This window comes from Alistipes sp. 56_sp_Nov_56_25 (assembly GCF_001915285.1).
Taxonomy (GTDB): domain Bacteria; phylum Bacteroidota; class Bacteroidia; order Bacteroidales; family Rikenellaceae; genus Alistipes; species Alistipes shahii.
The window spans coordinates 163935-183328 of sequence record NZ_MNQF01000002.1 but is presented as its reverse complement, the minus strand read 5'-3'; the positions used below and the strand labels follow the sequence as shown (position 1 = coordinate 183328).

General features: G+C 61.4%; 13 protein-coding genes and 1 tRNA gene. 2 read left to right on the top strand and 12 right to left on the bottom strand.

Going from position 1 to position 19394, the window contains the following annotated elements:
- Window positions 1–2: 2 nt before the first annotated feature.
- From BHV64_RS01515 to BHV64_RS01470, 10 genes are all read right to left on the bottom strand, one after another.
- Window positions 3–605: a rhomboid family intramembrane serine protease gene (locus BHV64_RS01515; protein WP_022062236.1), complete on the bottom strand. Its 603-nt coding sequence runs from the start codon at window positions 603–605 to the stop codon at window positions 3–5.
- Between the two features lie 39 nt (window positions 606–644).
- Window positions 645–2639, bottom strand: coding sequence for a DNA mismatch repair endonuclease MutL (gene mutL / locus BHV64_RS01510; protein WP_276769491.1), 1995 nt, complete (start codon window positions 2637–2639; stop codon window positions 645–647).
- Window positions 2640–3044 (bottom strand): hypothetical protein, encoded by a 405-nt coding sequence (locus BHV64_RS01505; RefSeq protein WP_195525644.1) that lies wholly within the window; start codon window positions 3042–3044, stop codon window positions 2640–2642.
- 195 nt (window positions 3045–3239) lie between these two features.
- Window positions 3240–4409: a molecular chaperone DnaJ gene (gene dnaJ, locus BHV64_RS01500; protein ID WP_288115507.1), complete on the bottom strand. Its 1170-nt coding sequence runs from the start codon at window positions 4407–4409 to the stop codon at window positions 3240–3242.
- 4 nt (window positions 4410–4413) lie between these two features.
- Window positions 4414–5022 (bottom strand): nucleotide exchange factor GrpE, encoded by a 609-nt coding sequence (locus tag BHV64_RS01495; RefSeq protein ID WP_022062234.1) that lies wholly within the window; start codon window positions 5020–5022, stop codon window positions 4414–4416.
- 151 nt (window positions 5023–5173) lie between these two features.
- Window positions 5174–5893 carry an SAM-dependent methyltransferase gene (locus tag BHV64_RS01490; protein ID WP_147620364.1) on the bottom strand — a complete coding sequence of 240 codons (720 nt, stop codon included), beginning with the start codon at window positions 5891–5893 and terminating at the stop codon, window positions 5174–5176.
- Window positions 5894–5966: 73 nt separating this feature from the next.
- Entirely contained in the window at window positions 5967–8336 is a 2370-nt protein-coding gene (gene alr / locus BHV64_RS01485; protein WP_195285293.1) for an alanine racemase, read from the bottom strand.
- A 175-nt stretch (window positions 8337–8511) separates the two neighbouring features.
- On the bottom strand, window positions 8512–11007 hold the full coding sequence (locus BHV64_RS01480) for an endonuclease MutS2 (protein WP_147620366.1): 2496 nt from the start codon (window positions 11005–11007) through the stop codon (window positions 8512–8514).
- Window positions 11008–11142: 135 nt separating this feature from the next.
- Window positions 11143–12147: an MlaD family protein gene (locus tag BHV64_RS01475; protein ID WP_217727644.1), complete on the bottom strand. Its 1005-nt coding sequence runs from the start codon at window positions 12145–12147 to the stop codon at window positions 11143–11145.
- Between the two features lie 10 nt (window positions 12148–12157).
- Window positions 12158–13381 (bottom strand): N-acetylmuramoyl-L-alanine amidase, encoded by a 1224-nt coding sequence (locus tag BHV64_RS01470; protein ID WP_217727645.1) that lies wholly within the window; start codon window positions 13379–13381, stop codon window positions 12158–12160.
- A 140-nt stretch (window positions 13382–13521) separates the two neighbouring features.
- On the opposite strand from BHV64_RS01470, the gene BHV64_RS01465 reads away from it, so the two are divergent.
- The gene (locus BHV64_RS01465) at window positions 13522–16386 is read left to right on the top strand and encodes a putative LPS assembly protein LptD (RefSeq protein WP_217727646.1); all 2865 of its coding nucleotides are present in this window, start codon (window positions 13522–13524) and stop codon (window positions 16384–16386) included.
- Between the two features lie 58 nt (window positions 16387–16444).
- On the opposite strand, the gene BHV64_RS01460 is transcribed toward BHV64_RS01465, so the two are convergent.
- On the bottom strand, window positions 16445–17308 hold the full coding sequence (locus BHV64_RS01460; protein ID WP_195285290.1) for a nitroreductase family protein: 864 nt from the start codon (window positions 17306–17308) through the stop codon (window positions 16445–16447).
- A 196-nt stretch (window positions 17309–17504) separates the two neighbouring features.
- Window positions 17505–18749 carry a nucleoside permease gene (locus BHV64_RS01455; RefSeq protein WP_138265225.1) on the bottom strand — a complete coding sequence of 415 codons (1245 nt, stop codon included), beginning with the start codon at window positions 18747–18749 and terminating at the stop codon, window positions 17505–17507.
- 136 nt (window positions 18750–18885) lie between these two features.
- Between BHV64_RS01455 and BHV64_RS01450 the strand changes: the two genes are divergently transcribed.
- Window positions 18886–18956: transfer RNA gene (locus tag BHV64_RS01450), tRNA-Gln, on the top strand.
- Window positions 18957–19394: the final 438 nt, after the last annotated feature.

The window sequence follows — 19394 nt, the reverse complement described above, 5'->3', positions numbered from 1 at the left end:
GTCTAAAAACGGATCGTTCCCCGGCGTTTCCACCAATGCAGCAGCAGGAATCCCCACAGCATGCCGCCCACATGGGCGAAATGAGCCACGTTGCCCACGCCCCTCCATCCGAGGAACAGCTCGATGACGGCATAGATGATGACGAACCACTTGGCCTTCATCGGAATAGGCGGAATCAGCAGCATGATGACCGCATTGGGATGCATCACGCCGAACGCCAGCAGCAGGCCCATCACCGCGCCCGACGCGCCGACCAGCAGCAGCGGCAGTTCGCCGAACGCCAGCGCCGTGAGGTACTGGATCAGCGCCGCACCCACGCCGCAGACCATGTAGAAGGTCAGGAAACGCTGCGAGCCGAGTTCGTATTCGAGCGTACGCCCGAACATCCACAATGCGAACATGTTGAAGAAGATATGTTCGAAATTGGCATGCAGGAACATGTAGGTGATGAACTGGTAGGTATGGAAATAGGGCGTTCCCAGCGACAGGGCGCAATACTGCATGATCGTGTCGCCGACGGGCAGCAGCGCCGTGGCCATGTAAACCAGTACATTGATGATTATCAAATTCTTGACCACCGGAGGGGTCTGAAAATAGCGGTTCATGCGTTTTAATTTTTGCAAATGTAACTCTTTTCCGCCGGATTATCCCAACTTGGCGCGCAAATCTTCCGGCGTGATCTCGGCGGTGATCGCCTTGCCCGAGGGCGAAAAACTGAAACTGCCCGTGTCGGCCAGCTGTGCGAGCAGCGCCGCGGCCTCCTCGCGCGACATGGTCCGCCCCGCACCCTTGGCGCCGGAGCGGGCCATCACGCCGGCGATCTTCTCGCGCCGCACATCGGAGAGCGACACCGGAGTCGCAAAGGCCTGCAACAGGTCGAACAGCAGCCGGTCCACGGCGTCGGCGGGCATGTCGGCGGGCGTGCCCCTCACTTCGACGGTCCCTTCGCCGCAGAAGTCGATGTCGAAGCCCAGGGCAGCGAACTCCACGGCATTCTCCTCCAGCAGGGCGTATTCGTCGCCCGAAAGGACCAGCCGTTCGGGGAACAGCAGCTGCTGGCTCACCGACGAGCCGTTGCCCAGCATCCGGAGGTAATCCTCGTAAAGAATCCGCTCGCGGGCGCGCCGCACGTCGACCACCACGAAGCGGCCGCCCAGCAGAGCGGCGACATATCCGCCCGGCAGCGGCAGCGCATCGGTGAATTCCGGACGCTGCGGCATGTCGAACCGCTGCTGTTCGGGAGCGGCCGACGAAGGGATGAAATCCAGGGCGCTGTCGTCGAATCCGCCGCCCGAAGGGGTGATCTCGAAACCGCCTCCCGACTCGAACTCCTCAAACTCCCCGGCGTCCGCACCCGGCAGGGCGAATCCGCCCGCCGCGGCCTGCGGGAACGACGGCGCGGCGCTCCGGCCTCCGCCCGTGCGGAATCCCGCGGCAGAGTTGTCCGACACGACCCCGCCGTCGCGGTACGGCACGTCGAAGCCCGTGAAATCCTCGTTGGGATCGGGCGCCGAAGGGTCGATATACTCCTCGCGGAAAGGGTTGTAGTCGCTGTTCGACATGGCCAACGGCTCGCTGTACACGGTTCCTTTCTGCAAAACGGGAATCTCCACCGGGCTGTCCCGGTCGAAATCCATCAGCGGCACGGCGCCCGTTTTGGCCAGCGTCTCGCGCACAGCGGCGTTGACGATCTGCCACACGGCCTCCTCGTCGGCGAACTTGACCTCGGTTTTCTGCGGGTGCACGTTGACGTCGATACGCCCGGGATCGAGCGTCAGGTAGAGGAAATAGGAGGGCTGGCAGCTCTCGGGAATCAGCTTCTCGTAGGCTTTCAGAATGGCGCTCGTCAGATAGGTGCTCTTGAAAAAGCGCCCGTTGACAAAAAGGTATTGCTCCGTGTTGCGTTTCTTGGCGGCAGCCGGACGGCCGATATATCCCTCGATGCAGGCGATCGAAGTGTCGGCCTCGACCTCCAGCAGGTTCTGCTTGATGTGACGCCCCACCACGTCGACGATGCGTCCCGCCAGCGATCCGGCCTGCAACGTATAGACCGGAGCGTCGTTGGCGTAGAGTTCGAAGGCGATCTGCGGGTTACAGAGCGCGATGCGCTGGAACTCGGCCTTGATCTGCGACGCCGAGGTGGTGCTCTTGTCCAGAAAACGGCGGCGCGCCGGGACGTTGTAGAAAAGGTTGCGCACGAAGAACTGCGAACCCACGGGACACATCACCGGGTTCTGCGCCGCGAACTGCCCGCCGTTGATCTCGGTCTGCGTACCCACCTCGTCGCCGGCCTGCCGGGTGCGCAGTTCGACCTGCGACACGGCGGCGATCGAAGCCAGAGCCTCGCCGCGGAATCCGAACGTGTGCAGGGCGTAAATATCCTCCACGGCCCCGATCTTGCTCGTGGCGTGGCGGTCGAAGGCCATGCGCGCGTCGATGGGCGACATGCCACAGCCGTCGTCGACGATTTGGATCAGGTCCTTGCCGCCGTCGCGGAAGTTGACCTTCACCGAAGTCGCCCCGGCGTCGATGGCGTTCTCCATCATCTCCTTCACCACCGAGGCGGGCCGGTTGACGACCTCGCCCGCGGCGATCTGGTTGGCAACGACCTCGGGTAATAATCTGATCTTGTCTGCCATTTACTCCTCGTAATCGTTGGGAACGACCCTAATAGGCGCATAGGGATTGAACTCCTCCTCCCCGACCTGCTGCGTTTCGGTCGCGGGTGCGGTCCGCGCGCGCAGGAACACATCGGCCAGCTTCGGGTAGAGCAGGTAGATGAAAAGCAGCACCAGCACGGCCCCCACGGCCATCTTCAGCACACGGATACGCCCCCGCTCCTCCTCGTTCGAACGCCGCGCATCCCGGGCTTCGCGCTGGGTGCGGATGTACTGTCCGGGCTGGTATTCGCGGTCGGCATCCTCGGCGCGCTCGCCGCGCAACTCGGCACGGCGCTGTTCACGGGCCTCCTTCTCGGGGTCGTAATAACGCGGGATGTAATTGAATTTGTTCGGGTGCCGTTTGAAAGGGGTAAAGCCTAACATGGTCGTTCTATTTTTTGTAAAGATACGAATATCTTCGCAATTTTATTGCATGACTCTCTTTATTGTGGTTGCATTGCGACAAGCCCCCGCCTCAGGCGGGGGTTTAGGGGTGGGTCAGATTTGCAAACGCGGCATTCCGCCGCCAATTACAAGCCGGAATCAATGTACGAACGATTAATAATTCATCCCGGATTATTACCTGAAGAAGCTTTTCATCCGTTCGAAAATATTCTGGTTCTTGACCGACTCCACCTTCTGGAAAGAGGGCTGCGCGGCCAACTGCTCGACGAGTTTTCGCTCCTCGGCCGAGAGTTTCGACGGAACGGTGATGTCCACCACCACCAGTTCGTCGCCGCGACCGTAGCCGTTCACGTCGGGCAGTCCCTTGCCGCCCAGGCGCAGCACCTTGCCGGCATGCGTTCCCGGGGCGATCTTGATCTTGGCGCGCCCGTCCACCGTCGGAACCTCGACCGTACCGCCCAACAGGGCCGTCGTCACGGTGATGTTCAGGTTGTGGATCAGATCGTTGCCGTCACGCACCAGTTCGGGGTTGCGCTCCTCCTCGATCACCACCTGCAGGTCGCCGTTCACGCCGCCCTGACGCGCGGCGTTGCCCTTGCCCGTGACGGTGAGGACCATGCCCTCGCCCACGCCGGCCGGGATCTTGATCTCCACGACCTCCTGCCCGCGCAGCGTGCCTTCGCCCTTGCACTTGTCGCACGACGCGGTGATCACCTTGCCCGTGCCGCCGCACGTGGGGCACACGCCCTGCGTCTGCATCCGGCCGAAGAAGGTGTTCTCCACCCGCGTCACATAGCCCGTGCCGTTGCAGGTCGAACAGGTCGAATAGGAATTGGCGTCCCTGGCTCCCGAGCCGCCGCACTTGTCGCAGGCGACGGTCTTGTTGATCTTGAGTTTCTTCGTAACTCCGTTGGCGATCTCGGCCAGCGTCAGACGGACCCGCACGCGGATGTCCGAGCCGCGGTTCACGCGCCGTCCCCCGCCGCCGTTCGACGAGCGGAATCCGCCCCCGAAATGGCCGCCGAAAATGTCGCCGAACTGCGAGAAGATGTCCTCCATCGAGAACCCTCCGCCGCCGAAGCCGCCGAAGCCGCCGGCCCCGCCGCCTGCCGCGCCGCTCATTCCGGCATGGCCGAACTGGTCGTAACGGGCGCGCTTGTCGGGGTTCGACAGCACGTCGTAGGCCTCTGCGGCCTCCTTGAATTTCTCCTCGGCCTCCTTGTCCCCGGGGTTTTTGTCGGGGTGGAACTGGATGGCCGCTTTGCGGTAGGCCTTCTTTATTTCGTCTGCGTTAGCGTTCTTCGCAACGCCCAGCACTTCGTAGTAATCCCTTTTTTCTGCCATGGTCTTACTCTCCTACAACTACTTTTGCGAAGCGCAGCACCTTCTCGCCCAGCATGTAACCCGTCTGAACGACGTCGATGACCTTGCCCTTCTTCTCGTCGCCGGCGGCGAACCGGGCAACGGCCTCCGAAAAATCGGCGTCGAACTCCTTGTCCAGCACCTCGATCTCGGTCACGCCCTTGCGGCGGAGCGCCTCGGTAAATTTCTGTGAAATGAGCGTCACGCCCGCCCGCAGCGCCTCCAGATCGTCGCTCTTCTGCATGGCGTCCACGGCGCGCTGCACGTCGTCGCGCACAGGCAGCATCTCCAGCAGCACGTCGCGGCCCCCGGTCTGCACCAAGTCCATCTTCTCCTTGAGCGTGCGCTTGCGGTAGTTGTCGAACTCGGCTTGCAGGCGGACGTACTTGTCCTGCCACTGGGCCACGGCCTCTTCGAGCGCCTTGGCTGCGTCGGCTTCGGCAGCGGGTTCTCCGTCTGCCAATGTGTCAGTCGCCTCGTCGGTTTCATCTGACACATTGGCACAAGGCTCCCCGTCGCACGACGGATAACCATCGCCGGGGGTGAACCCTTCGTCGCCGCTAACAGCCTCATTATAAACTTTTTCTTTTTTCATATCTTGTAATTTTTCAGTTTTCCTCCCCTTATTCGAACAAATTGCATACCAACCCGGCCAAGAGGCGGGCTTCAAGGACAATGCCTGCATGCCGGACATCGAACCGGCCTGCGCGCTACCGCCCAAAAGCCGCTTCACGGCAAGGCTGCGCTTATCCGATGATGAAAATGGCCGGGCGCCTGTTCATTTCGGGCAGCTGGCGGCGGCGCCACTCCCCGGCCGTATGGGTCTCGATCCGCTCGTCCGGAGCCGTGAGGTCCACGGCGACGGTCAGGCGCGTCTGGTCTCCGAGCGTCTGCACCAACTGCTCCATCAGCTTCACGTTGCGGTACGGAGCTTCGATGAAAAGCTGCGACTGCCCCTCCGCCAGCGCACGGCGTTCGAAGAAACGGATGGCCCGGGTCCGTTCGGGCGGCTTCACGGGCAGGTAGCCGTTGAAAGCGAACGACTGTCCGTTGAGTCCCGAGGCCATCACCGCCAAAATGATCGACGATGGGCCGACGAGCGGCACGACGCGGATGCCGCGGCGGTGGCACGCCCCGACGACCGGCGCCCCGGGATCCGCCACGCCCGGCACGCCCGCCTCGGAGATCACCCCCGCCGAGCGGCCTTCGAGCAGCGGCGCGATCAGCTCCTCGATTTCGCGGCCGGCCGCGGTGTGCTCGTTCAGTTCGCGGAATTCCAGTTCGCCGATGGACCGCGCGATGCCGGCTTTCGACAGGAAACGCCGCGCCGTGCGGGTGTTCTCGACGATGAAGTAGTCCAGCGCATCCATCACGGCCCGGTTGGCCGCAGGCAGCACGTCCCACGGCGCCGTTTCGTCCGAAATCGGACAGGGAATCAGGTATAAAATTCCAAATTCAGAATTCATAATGCATAATTAATTAGGTTCGCAGGCATAATTCTGAATTGTGAATTCTGAATTATGAATTGCGCTCCGCGCCTTATTCCTTGAGGTAGATTCGTTTCACACGCGACGAGACCGACGTCATAATCTCGTAAGGTATCGTGTCGAGCACCCGGGCCATCGTTTCGAGGTCGTTGCCCGGCTCGGCGGAGAAGACCGTCACTTCGTCGCCCTCGCCGACGCCCGGAATGTCCGTGATGTCGATCATGCAGCTGTCCATGCAGACGCGGCCCACGATCGGCGCAGGCCGCCCGGCCACACGCATCGACCAGCGTCCGCAGCCCAGATGGCGGTCCAGCCCGTCGGCGTAACCGATCGGCACGGTCGCCGTCACGGTCGGCCGCAGCAATTTCCCGGCGCGCCCGTAGCCCACGGCGTCGCCCGCTTCGAGACGCTTGATCTGCACGATGCGGGTTTTGAGCGCCGAAACCGGGCGCAGGCCCGCATTGTGCTCCCAGCCGAAGCCGTAAAGCCCCAGCCCGAGGCGGCACATGTCGAACCGCGCCTCGGGGAACCGCTCGATGGCCGCCGAATTGGCCGTATGGCGGATGACGGAATAGGGCAGCGACGCGGCTACGGCGGCGCTCATGCGGTCGTAGCGCGCGATCTGCTCCCGGGTGTAGGCATCCTCTTCGGGCATGTCGGCGCAGTTCAGGTGCGAAAAGACCGACGCCACCTTCACGGCGGGCAATGTCGGCAGCACCTCGCACAACCGCCCGATCTCCCCCTCCATGAATCCCAGCCGGTGCATGCCCGTATCGAGCTTGATGTGAACCGGATAGCGGGTTTCGCCCGCATGCGACACCGCATCGGCGAAATCGGCGAGCGAACGGAAACTGTATATCTCGGGTTCGAGGCGGTTGGCGATCATCTGGTCGAAACTGTCGGCGTCGGCATTCAGCACCACGACGGGCATCGTGATCCCCCGCTCGCGCAACAGCACGCCCTCGTCGGCGAACGCCACGGCGAGGTAGTCGACGCCCTGATGCTGGAGCATCTGCGCCACCTCGAAATCCCCCGCGCCGTACGAACCCGCCTTGACCATCGCCACGAGCCGGGTCCGAAAGTCGAGCTTCGAGCGGAAATAGTTCAGGTTGTGGATCATGGCGTCGAGATCGACCTCCAGCACCGTCGTGTGGCTCTTGCGCGCCAGCGCATGCGCGAGTTTCTCGAAACGGTACTCCCGCGCGCCTTTCAACAAGACGGCACGCCCGGCCACGGCCCTGCGGCCGATGCGGGCGATGCACTCGTCGGTCGAGGCGTAAAACTCCCTGTCGCAGCCGAACAGCGCGGCGTAACGCTTCAGTTTGGGACCGATGCCGACGAGCGTGTCTATGCCTGCCCGCGCGACCATTCCCGCCACGCGGCCGTAAAGTTCGTCGTCGGTCAGCCCGCTCTGCGCGATGTCCGACAGCACGAGCGTCCGGCGGCGCGACAACGCCACGTTGTGCAGGTAGTCGAGCGCCAGGGCCAGCGAGTTGAGATCGAGGTTGTAGGCGTCGTTGATCAGCACCGAGTCGTTGATGCCGTCCTTGACTTCGAGACGCATGGCGACCTCGGGAGCTTCGGTAAACGACGGCGCGGGATAGCCCATCGCCGCGCAGAACGCCTCGACGATCCGGGCGTTGCGGCGTGACGCCTCGTTGCCGATCAGCGTCTCCGGGACCTCGGGGCAGGAGGCCGCGTCGCAGAGCTTCCGCCCCGCGAAGCGCGAGGCGATCATGCGGCCCAGCGGCTCGTAATAACTGTGGTAAACGATGGTCTCGGCACGGTGGGCCAGAACCATCTTTTCGTCGCATTTCTGCTCCAGATTGAGGAAATTCTCCTGGTGCGCGTCGCCGATCGAGGTGAAAACCACCACGTCGGGACGGATGATGCGCTCCAGCCGCGCCATCTCCCCGGGTTTCGAAATCCCCGCCTCAATCAGCGCCAGCTGCTCGTCGCCCTCGATCATCAGCACCGACAGCGGCACGCCCAGCTGCGAATTGTAGCTCTTGGGCGAACGGTAGCACTTCATCCCCGCGGGCAGTTCCTCGGCAATCCACTCCTTGATGACCGTCTTGCCGTTCGAACCGGTGATGCCCACCACCGTTCCCCGGAACTGCGCCCGGTGATAGGCCGCCAGACACTGCAAGGCCGCAATGGCGTTTTCAACAACCACGTAACCGCACTCCGGCAGGGCTTCGAGAGGCCGTTCGACCATAAAAGCCCGCACGCCGCGCGCATACATCTGCGCCACGAACGCATGCGAATCGTGGTTCGCGCCGCACATGGCGACGAACACCGGTCCCGAGCCAAGCTCGCACGTCAGCGAGCGGCTGTCGGTCACCACCGACTGCACTTCGCAGTCCGTTCCGGAGAACCTGCCGCCCACGACGGCGGCGATTTGCGAAAGACGATATTTCATAAAATACCCAATGGTTTATCTTTTGTACTTTCATTTCCAAAAGTACGAAAATATTTACAGCTCTTTGCCGCTTTCTGGTCGTCAAAAAGACTCAAGCCGCAACATAGTCGCCGGATCTTTGTGCCTTTTTTCCGCAAAAAGGTACAAAGAACAGCAGCAGTCGCAGACTGCAAAATCACGACAGATCGAAGGTCACGATCGTAATTCCCGCACCGCCCCGGTCGGCATGTTCGTCGACCGCCGAGGCGATCTCCGGCACCGTGCGCAGGTAGCGGCGAATCTCCTCCTTCAAAGCCCCCGTGCCCTTGCCGTGGAGAATCGACACCGTGCCCACACCCACCATCAGCGCGTCGTCGATGAAGTTGCGCACCTCGTCCAACGCATCGGCGGCCCGCATGCCGCGCACGTCGATGTGATCCTTGAAGTTGAGTTTGCGCGACGAGATGTCCACCGAGAGTACCGTACGGGCTGCAACGGGGCGTGTCGCCTCGCGGTATTCGTTGTTCGAAACCACCGTCAGCAGCCCTTTGTCCACCGTCGTGAGTATCTGTCCGAACGCCACCTGCGCCCGCTTTCCCTTCACCGACTGCACCACGCCGACCATCTCCTGCCCGGCCATGCGGACTTTCGACCCGGCGACCACTTCGCGCGGCTTTTCGGGCTGCGGAGCGGCCTCCCCGGCTGCCGGCTGCGCGCCCTGCTGCGCTCTGCGCTCGGCGCGCCGTCGGCGGCGGCGTTCGATACGCTCGATCTCGCGGGCCACGGCGGCTTCGTTCCCGGCCTCGTCGGCCTTCTCGACCGCCTCGCGGAAGTCGTCCAGCTCGCGCCGCGCCAGCCGCGTCAGCTCCTTCTCGGCCTGCGCCTCGCGGATGGTTTTAATCGTATTTTCTATCTGTTTGTTGGCGTCGGCGATCAACTGCCGGGCCTCCTGCTTGGCTTTTTTCAGAATCTCCTGCCGCTCGGCGCGGATCTTCGCCAGCTGCTCGGCATAGTTCTGCTCCAACTCCTCGACCTTGCGGTCCGTCAGACGGATGCGGTCGCGCTTCTGCTCCCAGTAATGCTTGTCGCGGGCGATCTCGCGCAGCTGTTTCTCGATATTGATGTGATCCGACCCGGCCTTCTCGCTCGCCGCACGGATAATATCCTCCGGAAGCCCGATCTTGCGGGCGATCTCCACGGCGAACGAACTGCCCGGCTTGCCCATTTCCAGCCGGAACAGCGGCCGGATGTTCTGCACGTCGAACATCATCGCGCCGTTGGCGATGCCCTCCACCGACGCGGCGTAATACTTGATATTGGCGTAGTGGGTCGTGATCACGCCGTAACACCCCCTGCCGAGCAGACGCTCGAGGATCGCCTCGGCGATGGCCCCGCCGATGACCGGCTCGGTTCCCGACCCGAACTCGTCGATCAGCACCAGCGTGCGGCCCGAAGCGCCCGCCAGCATGTGCTTCATGTTCAGCAGGTGCGACGAATAGGTCGACAGGTCGTTGTCGATCGACTGCTCGTCGCCGATGTCGATGAAAATGCTCTCGAAGACCGGCAGTTCCGAGACCTCGGAGACCGGAACCGGAAACCCGCACTGGAACATGTACTGCACGATGCCCGTGGTTTTCAGGCAGACCGACTTGCCGCCGGCGTTGGGTCCCGAGATGACGAGGATGCGCTTGCGACGGTCGAGCTGCAAATCCAGCGGCACGATCTCGCGCCCCGCAGCCCGCAGCGTCTGCTGCAACAGCGGGTGGCGGGCGTTTTTCAGCACCAGCCTGTCGTCCGTCGAGAGGATCGGCCGCACGCACCCGTTCTCCGAGGCCCAGCGGCCCTTGGCGCGCAGCATGTCGATCTCGGCCAGGTAGTCGCCCGAATCGGCGATCAGCCCCGCGTCGGGACGGATCGCTTCGGTAAACTCCGTGAGGATGCGCACCACCTCGCGCCGCTCGGCGTACTCCAGTTCGCGCAGTTCGTTGTTGATCTCCACCACCTCGACCGGTTCGACGTAGAAGGTTTTGCCCGTCGCCGATTCGTCGTGGATAAAGCCGTTCAGTTTGCGTTTGTTGCCCGCCGAAACCGGGATCACGGCCTTGCCGTCGCGGATCGAGATCTGGGCGTCGGCATCGACGATGCCCGCCCCCTTGGCCGCAGACAGCACGGCCTGCAACCGCTTGGCCGCCTGCCCTTCGCGTTCGCGGATGGAGCGGCGGATCTCCTGCAGGGCGGGCGAGGCGTTGTCCTTCACCTGGCCGAAGCGGTCGAGAATGCCGTCGATGCGCTGCACGATCTCCGGAAAGGCCGCAACGCCCCGCGTGCGGGCATGGAGGGCCGGATAACGCTCCTCGCGGCTGATGATGAACGAGACGATGCCGCCGATTGCGGCCAGCGCCCGGCGCAGGGTCACGACCTCCTCCACGTCGAGGAACGAACCTTCGACGCGCAGTTTGGCGACGATGTAATCGACGTCGGGGTACTCGCCCCCGGGGAAATCATGCTCCATATCCAGCAGCAGGCGCATTTCGTCGGCGAGCGCCAGCCGCCGTTCGATCTCGCGCGCAGAGGTCGAAAAGCCCTCCGCGGCGAGCCGCTCGCGGGCGGCGCGCATGGTGCAACGTGCCGCGACCTGCTCGCGGAGCCGGTCGAAACCTATCTTTTGCTCGAATGTAGCAGGGTAAATCATGACGGTAAATTAAGAATGAAAAATCGAAAGGGCGCCGGTCGGAAAATTTCGCGCCACGCCCTATACGACCATATTATCACACCGAGAGGGCTGAATGAACCTCCTGTCTGCCAGTCAATTTTTCATTTTTAATTTTTAATTTTTAATTCTTTTCACCGAGTCCCGCTCGGCCCTGGCCGCAGCTTTGGCGGCTTTGCGCTCGGCCTTCTCCTGCATCTTCTCGGGACTGCGCCCGAAAAGCGAGAAATGCACGTAGCGGCCGGGATACTGCTCGAGGTTGGCCAGCAGCGAGGCGAGATTAGCGCTGGCCTCGGTCAGCGAATCGTAGAGCGCAGGATCGTTCATCAGTTTGCCGACGGTCCCCTCGCCCGCCTCGACCTTTGCCAGCAGACCGTTCACCTCGTCCACAGCGTCCGTAAGCCTGCGGGCGAACCCGGCGTCGGCCAGTTCCCCGGTTATCCGGTTCAGGTTGCCGACGATGCTGTCCACACGCGGGGTGTTCCTGCCCAGCATCGCGGAGAACTCCGTAAGGTCGTCGACGGCGGCTTTCAGGTTGCGCTTCTCGGCGTCGAGCAGGCCGGCCATGTCGCCCGTAATGGCGTTCAGGTGGCTCAACGTCCCGGAAATATTCTGCGCGTTGGCCTCCATCAGGCGATTGAGGTTGGTCAGCGTGCGCGAGAGGTCGCCCGTCACCTGCGACACCTTCTGCTTGAAGAAATCCAGCTCCGACCCGGCCACGTCCATCAGGTCGCGTTCGCGCACCGAGCGCAGCGTGTCGCCCTTCTGGAGATAGGTGCGCGCCGTGCCGTAGTTGATTTCGATGGCCTTTCCGCCCATCAGCCCGTTGCTGTAAATCTTGGCCTCGGAGTCGGTCGGAATGTGATACTGACGTTTGATGGTGAACTGCAACACGACGTTGTCGCTGCGCTGCGGATCGAACGAAATGCCCGTCACCGTACCGATCTTGACGCCTTTCATCATAATCGGCGACGCCGCCTGCACGCCGTTGATCTGGTCGTAGGCGGCGTAATAGACCGAATTGCGGCTGAAAATGTCGAATCCTTTCAAAAACCGGATTCCGGCCCACGCGGCAATGATCATCGTCACGCCGAAAATTCCGATTTTAACTTCCCTTTTCATATCTGTACTTTTATTTTACAATTTGCGTACCCCGGCACGCGACCACGAAGGCCCCGGGGAATACCTTGCGCACCTCGGCCAGCTTCCGCTGTGCGGCTTCACGGGTGCCGTACTCGCCCACACCGTATTTATAGGGGAACCGTCCCTCGGCCGCATACTCCTTCACCTTGCCGCGGTAGGCGCGGAACTGCGCCGAGGCGAGGGGCACGGACGACGCCGAAGCCATCACCTGAATCGTATAGCGCAGGGGCTGTACGGCCGGTCTCTCCGGGGTTCTGACCGGAGCTGCCGTCGCGGCCTTTCCCTCCGCGGGCTGCGCCGCTGCGGTCTTTTCAGCGGACTTTGCCGCAGGCTTTTCAACGCTCTTTTCCGCGGCCTTTCCGGCTGACTTTTCCGCAGGCTGTTCAGCGGCCGGTTTCGCGGCAGCGGCCTGCTCCTCCTCGGCCATCCGGGTCCCGAGCACATAGACCGAATAGTTGCGGATCGCCTGGTAGAGCGACCGGGCGATCTCGTTCTGCCCCTTATCGGACTTCATGTAGGCCAGTTCCTGCTGGTTGGACATGAACCCGATCTCGGTCAGCACGCCCGGCATGTCCGTCGCATAGAGCACCCGCAGCAGCTGCGGCTTTATGCCGCGCGAATGGCGGCCCGCCTTGAGGTAGCTGTTCTGAATGCAGCGGGCGAAAGCCATGCTGTATTCGCCGTAGGTGAACTGGAGATTCTGAATGTAAGCCCGCACGATGGCCGCCGTCCGTTCGTCGGACATGTCGATCAGATCCTCGCGGTTGTTTTCGAACAGGGCGTTCTCGTTGTAGCGCTGCTCCTTCGAACTCTCGCCCATGATCAGCGTCTCGACGCCCCGCACGCCCGTCGCCCGGGGTGCGGCGTTGGCGTGGATCGAGATGAAGAGGTCGCCCCCGGCCTTGTTGGCAATGTCGGCCCGCGCCTGCAGGTCGGCCGCCAGGTCCGCCCCCAGAGTCCTGTCCGCCGTGCGGGTGTAGACCACCTTCACGCCCGGCATCCCCTCCTCGACGAGCTTTCCGAGTTTGAGCGCCACCTTCAGCGTGAGGTCCTTTTCATAGACCCCGCCGTAGTGCGCGCCGGGGAATTTTCCCCCGTGCCCGGCGTCGATGACCACGACTTCGACGCCGTGCGCAATATTCCCCGCAGACGCAACGTTCATAAGAACAGTTGCAGCCGCGAAGGCGAATAGCAGCAAAAGTCGTGTGCGCATATTTAATGGTACCAAGTGTGAGCTTTCTATAAATTTTTACCTATCTTTGTCGGGCCGAAAACGCGGCGGGAGGGGCACAGGACCTCGATCCGGGCGTTTTTGCCGACTTGTCGGCAAAGGTATGGAAAATTTTTGGGATTTTGGATAAAATTAGGGTAAAATATCTCTTGTCGGCGACGGTGATTCTGCTGTTTGCCCAGATCGTACTGGGCGGCGGAGCGCCCCGCACGACCCGCAATCCCGCCCCCGGGGACACCGTCCCGGTTCCGTTCCGCGCCGACGCGATACGTCCCGACACGAGCGCACGTCCGCCTTTTGTCACCCCCTCGCGGCGCGAGGCCCGCAGGCAGGCGCGCGAAGAGGCCCGGCGGCGCGAAGCGTTCAACGCACTGCCGCAGGAGGAGAAGGATTCGCTCTTTTCGGCGCAGGTCGACTCGCTCGTGGCGCAGAAGGCCGATTCTCCGGGCGCGGCACGGCCCGACTCGCTCGCCGCCGACACGCTCCGCCGCGATTCGGTGAAGACGCCGCGGCCCGCAGGGGCGTTCCTCGACGACCCGATCACGGGCAAGAACACCGACTCGCTGGTCTACGACGTGCGCAACAAGCTGGTCTACATCTATAACAAGGGCGACGTCACCTACCAGAACAGCAACCTCAAGGCCGACTACATGCGCATCGACATGGATTCGAAGATGGTCTACGCCTACGGCAAGCCCGACACGCTCGACGGCAAGGATATTGTCACCAAACCCGAATTCACCGAAGGGTCGGCCACCTACCAGATGGACACGATCACCTACAACCTCGACTCGAAGAAGGCGAAGATCAAGGGCGTGGCCACGCAGCAGGGCGACGGCTGGCTGGTGGGCGGCAGCGTGAAGAAGATGCCCGACAACACGATCAACATCGAGCACGGCAAGTACACCACCTGCGACCATACGGACCACCCCCACTTCTACCTGGCGATGACCAAGGCGAAGGTCATACCCGGCAAGAAGGTGATCACCGGCCCGGCCTACCTGGTGATGGAAGACGTGCCGATCTACTTCCTCGGCATCCCCGAGGGTTTCTTCCCGATCAACATGGGTCCCAAGTCTGGCCTGCTGATGCCCACCTACGGCGAGGAGTACTCCAAAGGTTTCTTCCTGCGCGACCTGGGCTATTACTTCACCCTGGGCGAATACGCCGACCTGGCGGTGCGCGGCGGATTCTACACGCTGGGATCGTGGGAGGCTTCGGCCGCCTCGCGCTACATCAAGCGCTACAAGTACAGCGGCAGTTTCAACATGCAGTATTCGAATGTCAAGACGGGCGAAAAGGGCGAGGACGACTACATCAAGCAGAGCAACTTCCGCATCCAGTGGACCCACTCGCAGGACCCCAAGGCCAACCCGGGTTCGACCTTCTCGGCCTCGGTGAACTTCGCCACGAGCGGTTACAGCCGCTATTCAGCCACGAACCTCAACGACATCCTCTCGACACAGACCAACTCGACGGTCTCCTACTCGAAGAACTGGGCCGGAACGCCCTTCTCGCTGTCGGCGAACATGGCCATCTCGCAGAACTCGCAGAACAAGACCATCTCCATCACGCTCCCCACGATGGTCTTCAACGTCTCGCGCTTCTACCCCTTCAAACGCAAGGAGAAGCAGGGCAAGGACCGCTGGTACGAGAAGATCTCGATGCAGTACACGGGTAAGATGACCAACTCGGTGACCACCACCGAATCGGAGGTCTTCTCCAAGGAGACGCTTGAAAACATGAAGAACGGCATCGAGCACTCGATTCCGATTTCGGCGTCGTTCAACCTGTTAAACTACATCAACCTCTCGCCGTCGGTCAACTACAACGAGAAGTGGTATTTCAAGAAGGTCGAGTTCGAGTGGAACCCCGTCACCAACCAGACCGACACGCTGCCGACGAACTACGGTTTCTACCGCCTCTACAACTACAACTTCAGCGTTTCGGCCTCCACGACGGTCTACGGCATGTACGACTTCACGAAGAAGAGCCGCGACCGCAAGATCCAGGCGATCCGCCACACGCTGACCCCCTCGATCGGCTTCTCCTACGCCCCGGACTTCAGCGACCCCAAATACGGCTATTACAAGACCCGCCAGACCGACTCCACGGGCCGCTTCACGACCTATTCGCCCTATGCCGTCAACGCCTACGGCGTCCCCTCGTCGGGCCGTTCGATGTCGATGAACTTCTCGCTGTCGCAGAACCTCGAAATGAAGGTCCTCTCGAAACGCGACACCTCGGGCGTGAAGAAGATCAAGCTGATCGACGAACTGCGCATCAGCGGTTCGTACAACTTCCTGGCCGATTCGATGGGACTTTCGAACATCCCGGTCTCGTTCCGTACGACGCTGTTCAACAATTTCGGCATCAACCTCTCGCTGACGCTCGACCCCTACCGCGTCTCGCCCGAGGGCAAGCGTTACAACAAGCTCTTCTTCCCGGGCCGCGTCGTCTCGACGGGCTGGTCGTTCGGCTATACGTTCAAATCGCGCAACGACCGGAGCGAAACGGCCATCAACGACATCACGTCAATACCTCCGGAGTACCAGAACCCGTTCTACGATCCTTACGGGCAGATGGACCCCGTGCTGCGAAGACAGTACATGGCGCAAAGCTACTACGACTTCTCGCTGCCGTGGAACTTCGGATTCAACTACGCGGTCAACTACTCGATCTCGTACACCAACAACGGCACGACGGGCTACCGGAAGAACGTCACCCAAACCATCGGCTTCAACGGTTCGCTGAACGTCACCCCCAAGACGGGCATCACCTTCCAGGGCGGCTACGACATCAAGGCCAACAAACTGACCACCTCGTCGGTCTCGATCACGCGCGACCTCCACTGCTGGCAGATGTCCTTTTCGTGGATTCCGTTCGGCTACCACCGTTCGTGGAGTTTCAACATCGGCGTCAAGGCCGCATCGCTCTCCGACCTGAAATACGACAAATCGCAGTCGATGTACGACAATATGTATTGACGCATACCCGCTTATACATACAGGACTTTCCATCTGTAACGGCAAAACGCCGAAACAGCTATTTCCGCGTCACCGGCGCCGGCGCGCGGTCGATGTAATTGGGATAGCGGAACTGCGGCATCCCGAGGGCCATCACCGCGCAGATGCGGCGGTCGCCCAGTCCCAGCATCGCGGCCAGCTTCGCCTTCCTGTCCTGCCGGACGGCCGTCAGCACGAACCCCATGTATATCTGGCTCACGCCCAGCGCCTCGGCCATCAGTGAAGCGTTTTCATACGCCAGGTTCCCGTCCTCCGCACCGAACCGGCTTTCCCTGGGCACATGGATGAACAGCACCGCCGTCGCGCCCCGCAGCACGCGGTCGCGGCCCTCGGCATATTCGCGCCGCAGGCGTTTGAACACCGGCACATAGCGATAAACGCCCGGCACGAGGCGGCTCAGCCACGGCCGCACGAGCGGATGCAGCAGCCGCTTTTCGAGTGTGCCGAAAATCCCGAGCGTATATTCCGTGACAGCGCGCAGCTGCGCCGCGTCGGTCACCAGCGTATACCCCAGCTGGCGGGCATTGCTCGCCGTCGGGGCGCGGTCCGCCGCCGCAACGATGCGGTCCAGCAGTTCCTGCGGCACGGGGCGCGCCGAAAGTGCGCGGTTCGACCGCCGCACGGCCAGCAGCAGTTCCACCTGCTCGGGCGTGGGCATCGCGCCGTAATCCACCGCATGCACCCGCTCGGCCGGAAACTCCGCATGGTTCACCGCCCCCGTGGGGCAGGCGGCCACGCAATGTCCGCAAAGGATGCAGTTTTCGGGTTTATGCAGCGTCACGTCGCCCCCGGCTTTTTCCTGCACGAAAATCTGCGAAGGGCACACCTTCACGCAGCGGCCGCAGCGGATGCAGCTCGCATCATTCACACCGATCGTATCCATAATTTTCGTATCTTTAATGTCGTAACGGCACCTCTATAAAATAAAACGCCCGCCATGCATCCGGTCATCATCCGCCCTTCCGGCGCACTGTCCGCCGGCGAATACCCCGAAGCGGGCGCTCCCCACGTCGAAATGTTCCTGCGCGGATAAAAAAAATCCGGCGGCAAGGTTCTCCCCGCCGCCGGACCGTCAGTCATCAATGTTTCACGCCCTCCATTTCGGCAGGGTTGTGCCTGTATTTGAAAACCACGGCGAAAACCACGGCCACCACGAGCGCGTACCCTGCGAAGATGAACCAAGAATCGGGCCACCCGTATGCGTCCACGACGGCGCCCGCGGCATACGAGCCGAAGAAGGCGCCGAAACCGTTGGTCATAATCATAAAGACGCCCTGCGCCGAGGAGCGGATCTCGCGGCTGGTCTCCTTTTCGACGAAGAGCGAGCCGGAGATGTTGAAGAAGTCGAACGCCACGCCGTAGACGATCATCGAAAGCACGAGGAACGCCGCACCCGATCCCGGATCGCCGATGCCGAAGAACCCGAAGCGCAGCACCCAGGCCAGCATCGAAATCAGCATCACTTTCTTAATGCCGAAACGCCGGAGGAAGAAAGGAATCAGCAGAATGCAGAGCGTTTCGGACATCTGCGACAGCGAGAGCAGGATCACCGAGTGCTTCACGATGGCCGAATCGGCATACTGCGGCATCGAGCCGAAATTCTGAATGTAGCTGTCGCCGAAGGCGTTGGTGATCTGCAAAGCGGCGCCCAGCAGCATCGAGAAGACGAAGAAAATGGCCATCCGCTTCTCCTTGAAGAGCGCGAAGGCCCGCAGGCCCAGCGTATCGACCCACGACTGCTTCTGCGCGCTGCGCTCGACGGGACACCCCGGCAGCGAGAACGAGTAGGCCGCCAGTACGAACGACAGCAGGGCCGAAACGTAGAGCTGCCACTCGGTGAGCTTGATCTGCACGCCCCCGATGTGCGTCAGGTCGACGAACCACATGGCGGCGATGAATCCCACGGTTCCCCATACGCGGATGGGCGGGAAATGCTTCACGGTATCGAGCCGGGCCAGATCGAGGGCATTGTAGGCCACGGAGTTCGACAAGGCGATGGTCGGCATGTAGAACATCACGCTCAACAGCATGCAGCTGTACAGCGGGGCGTAAGCCGTCTGCGAGGCCGCGGCGATGAGAAACGCGCCGCTGATGAAATGGCAGATGCCCAGCAGTTTCTGCGCCGGAATCCAGCGGTCGGCGATAATCCCCATCACGGCGGGCATGAACAGCGAGGCGATTCCCATCGTCGCGAAGAAGCTGCCGATCTGCAATCCCGAGAAGTCGAGTCCGCCTCCCAGGTAGGCGCCCAGCGAGATAAGCCACGAACCCCAGATCGCATACTGAAGGAAGTTCATGGCGATAAGCCGAAATTTAATTCCCATAATTTTCTGATTTTGTGTAAATTTTAAGTTTCAAGCGGTTTTTTCTGCGTAGATTGAAACAAATGTATGAAATTTTTTCCGGATTTTTCTTTGCATTTGCAAAATAAAGTTCTACTTTTGCATCACCAAAATCTATTGAGCTATGGTGTAACGGTAACACAACAGATTCTGGTCCTGTTATTCCAGGTTCGAATCCTGGTAGCTCAACGAAGCCCTGCATTCCCCGAATGCGGGGCTTTTCCGTCTCTTGCCGGCGCGCTTCTCCCCGTTCCGAACGGGCCGCAGAATCCGCGGTTCCCCTCCGGACATTCCTTTCAAACGAAAAGCCACGCCGAACGGCCCTCTCCCCAAATCGAAACACGAAAAGCAGCAAAAATGTTAAAAAAACGATTATTTTTTATGCATCCTATTTGCCCGATAACAATATTTTGGTTACATTTGCTTTCGGAAATGAATCTTTTCGAAACTCATTTCCGATAAAAAAACGATCAAAATTAGAGCCGTGAATTTACTTTACCGCCGATTGTTCGATCACCACCGTCCGGTTACGGCACGAGCCTGCTCGCGCCGCAGGGGACTTGTAAATTTCCCTCCCCCCCCCTCGCCGCGCCGAATACCCGGAGTTAAGTAAACCGTCACCGCCCG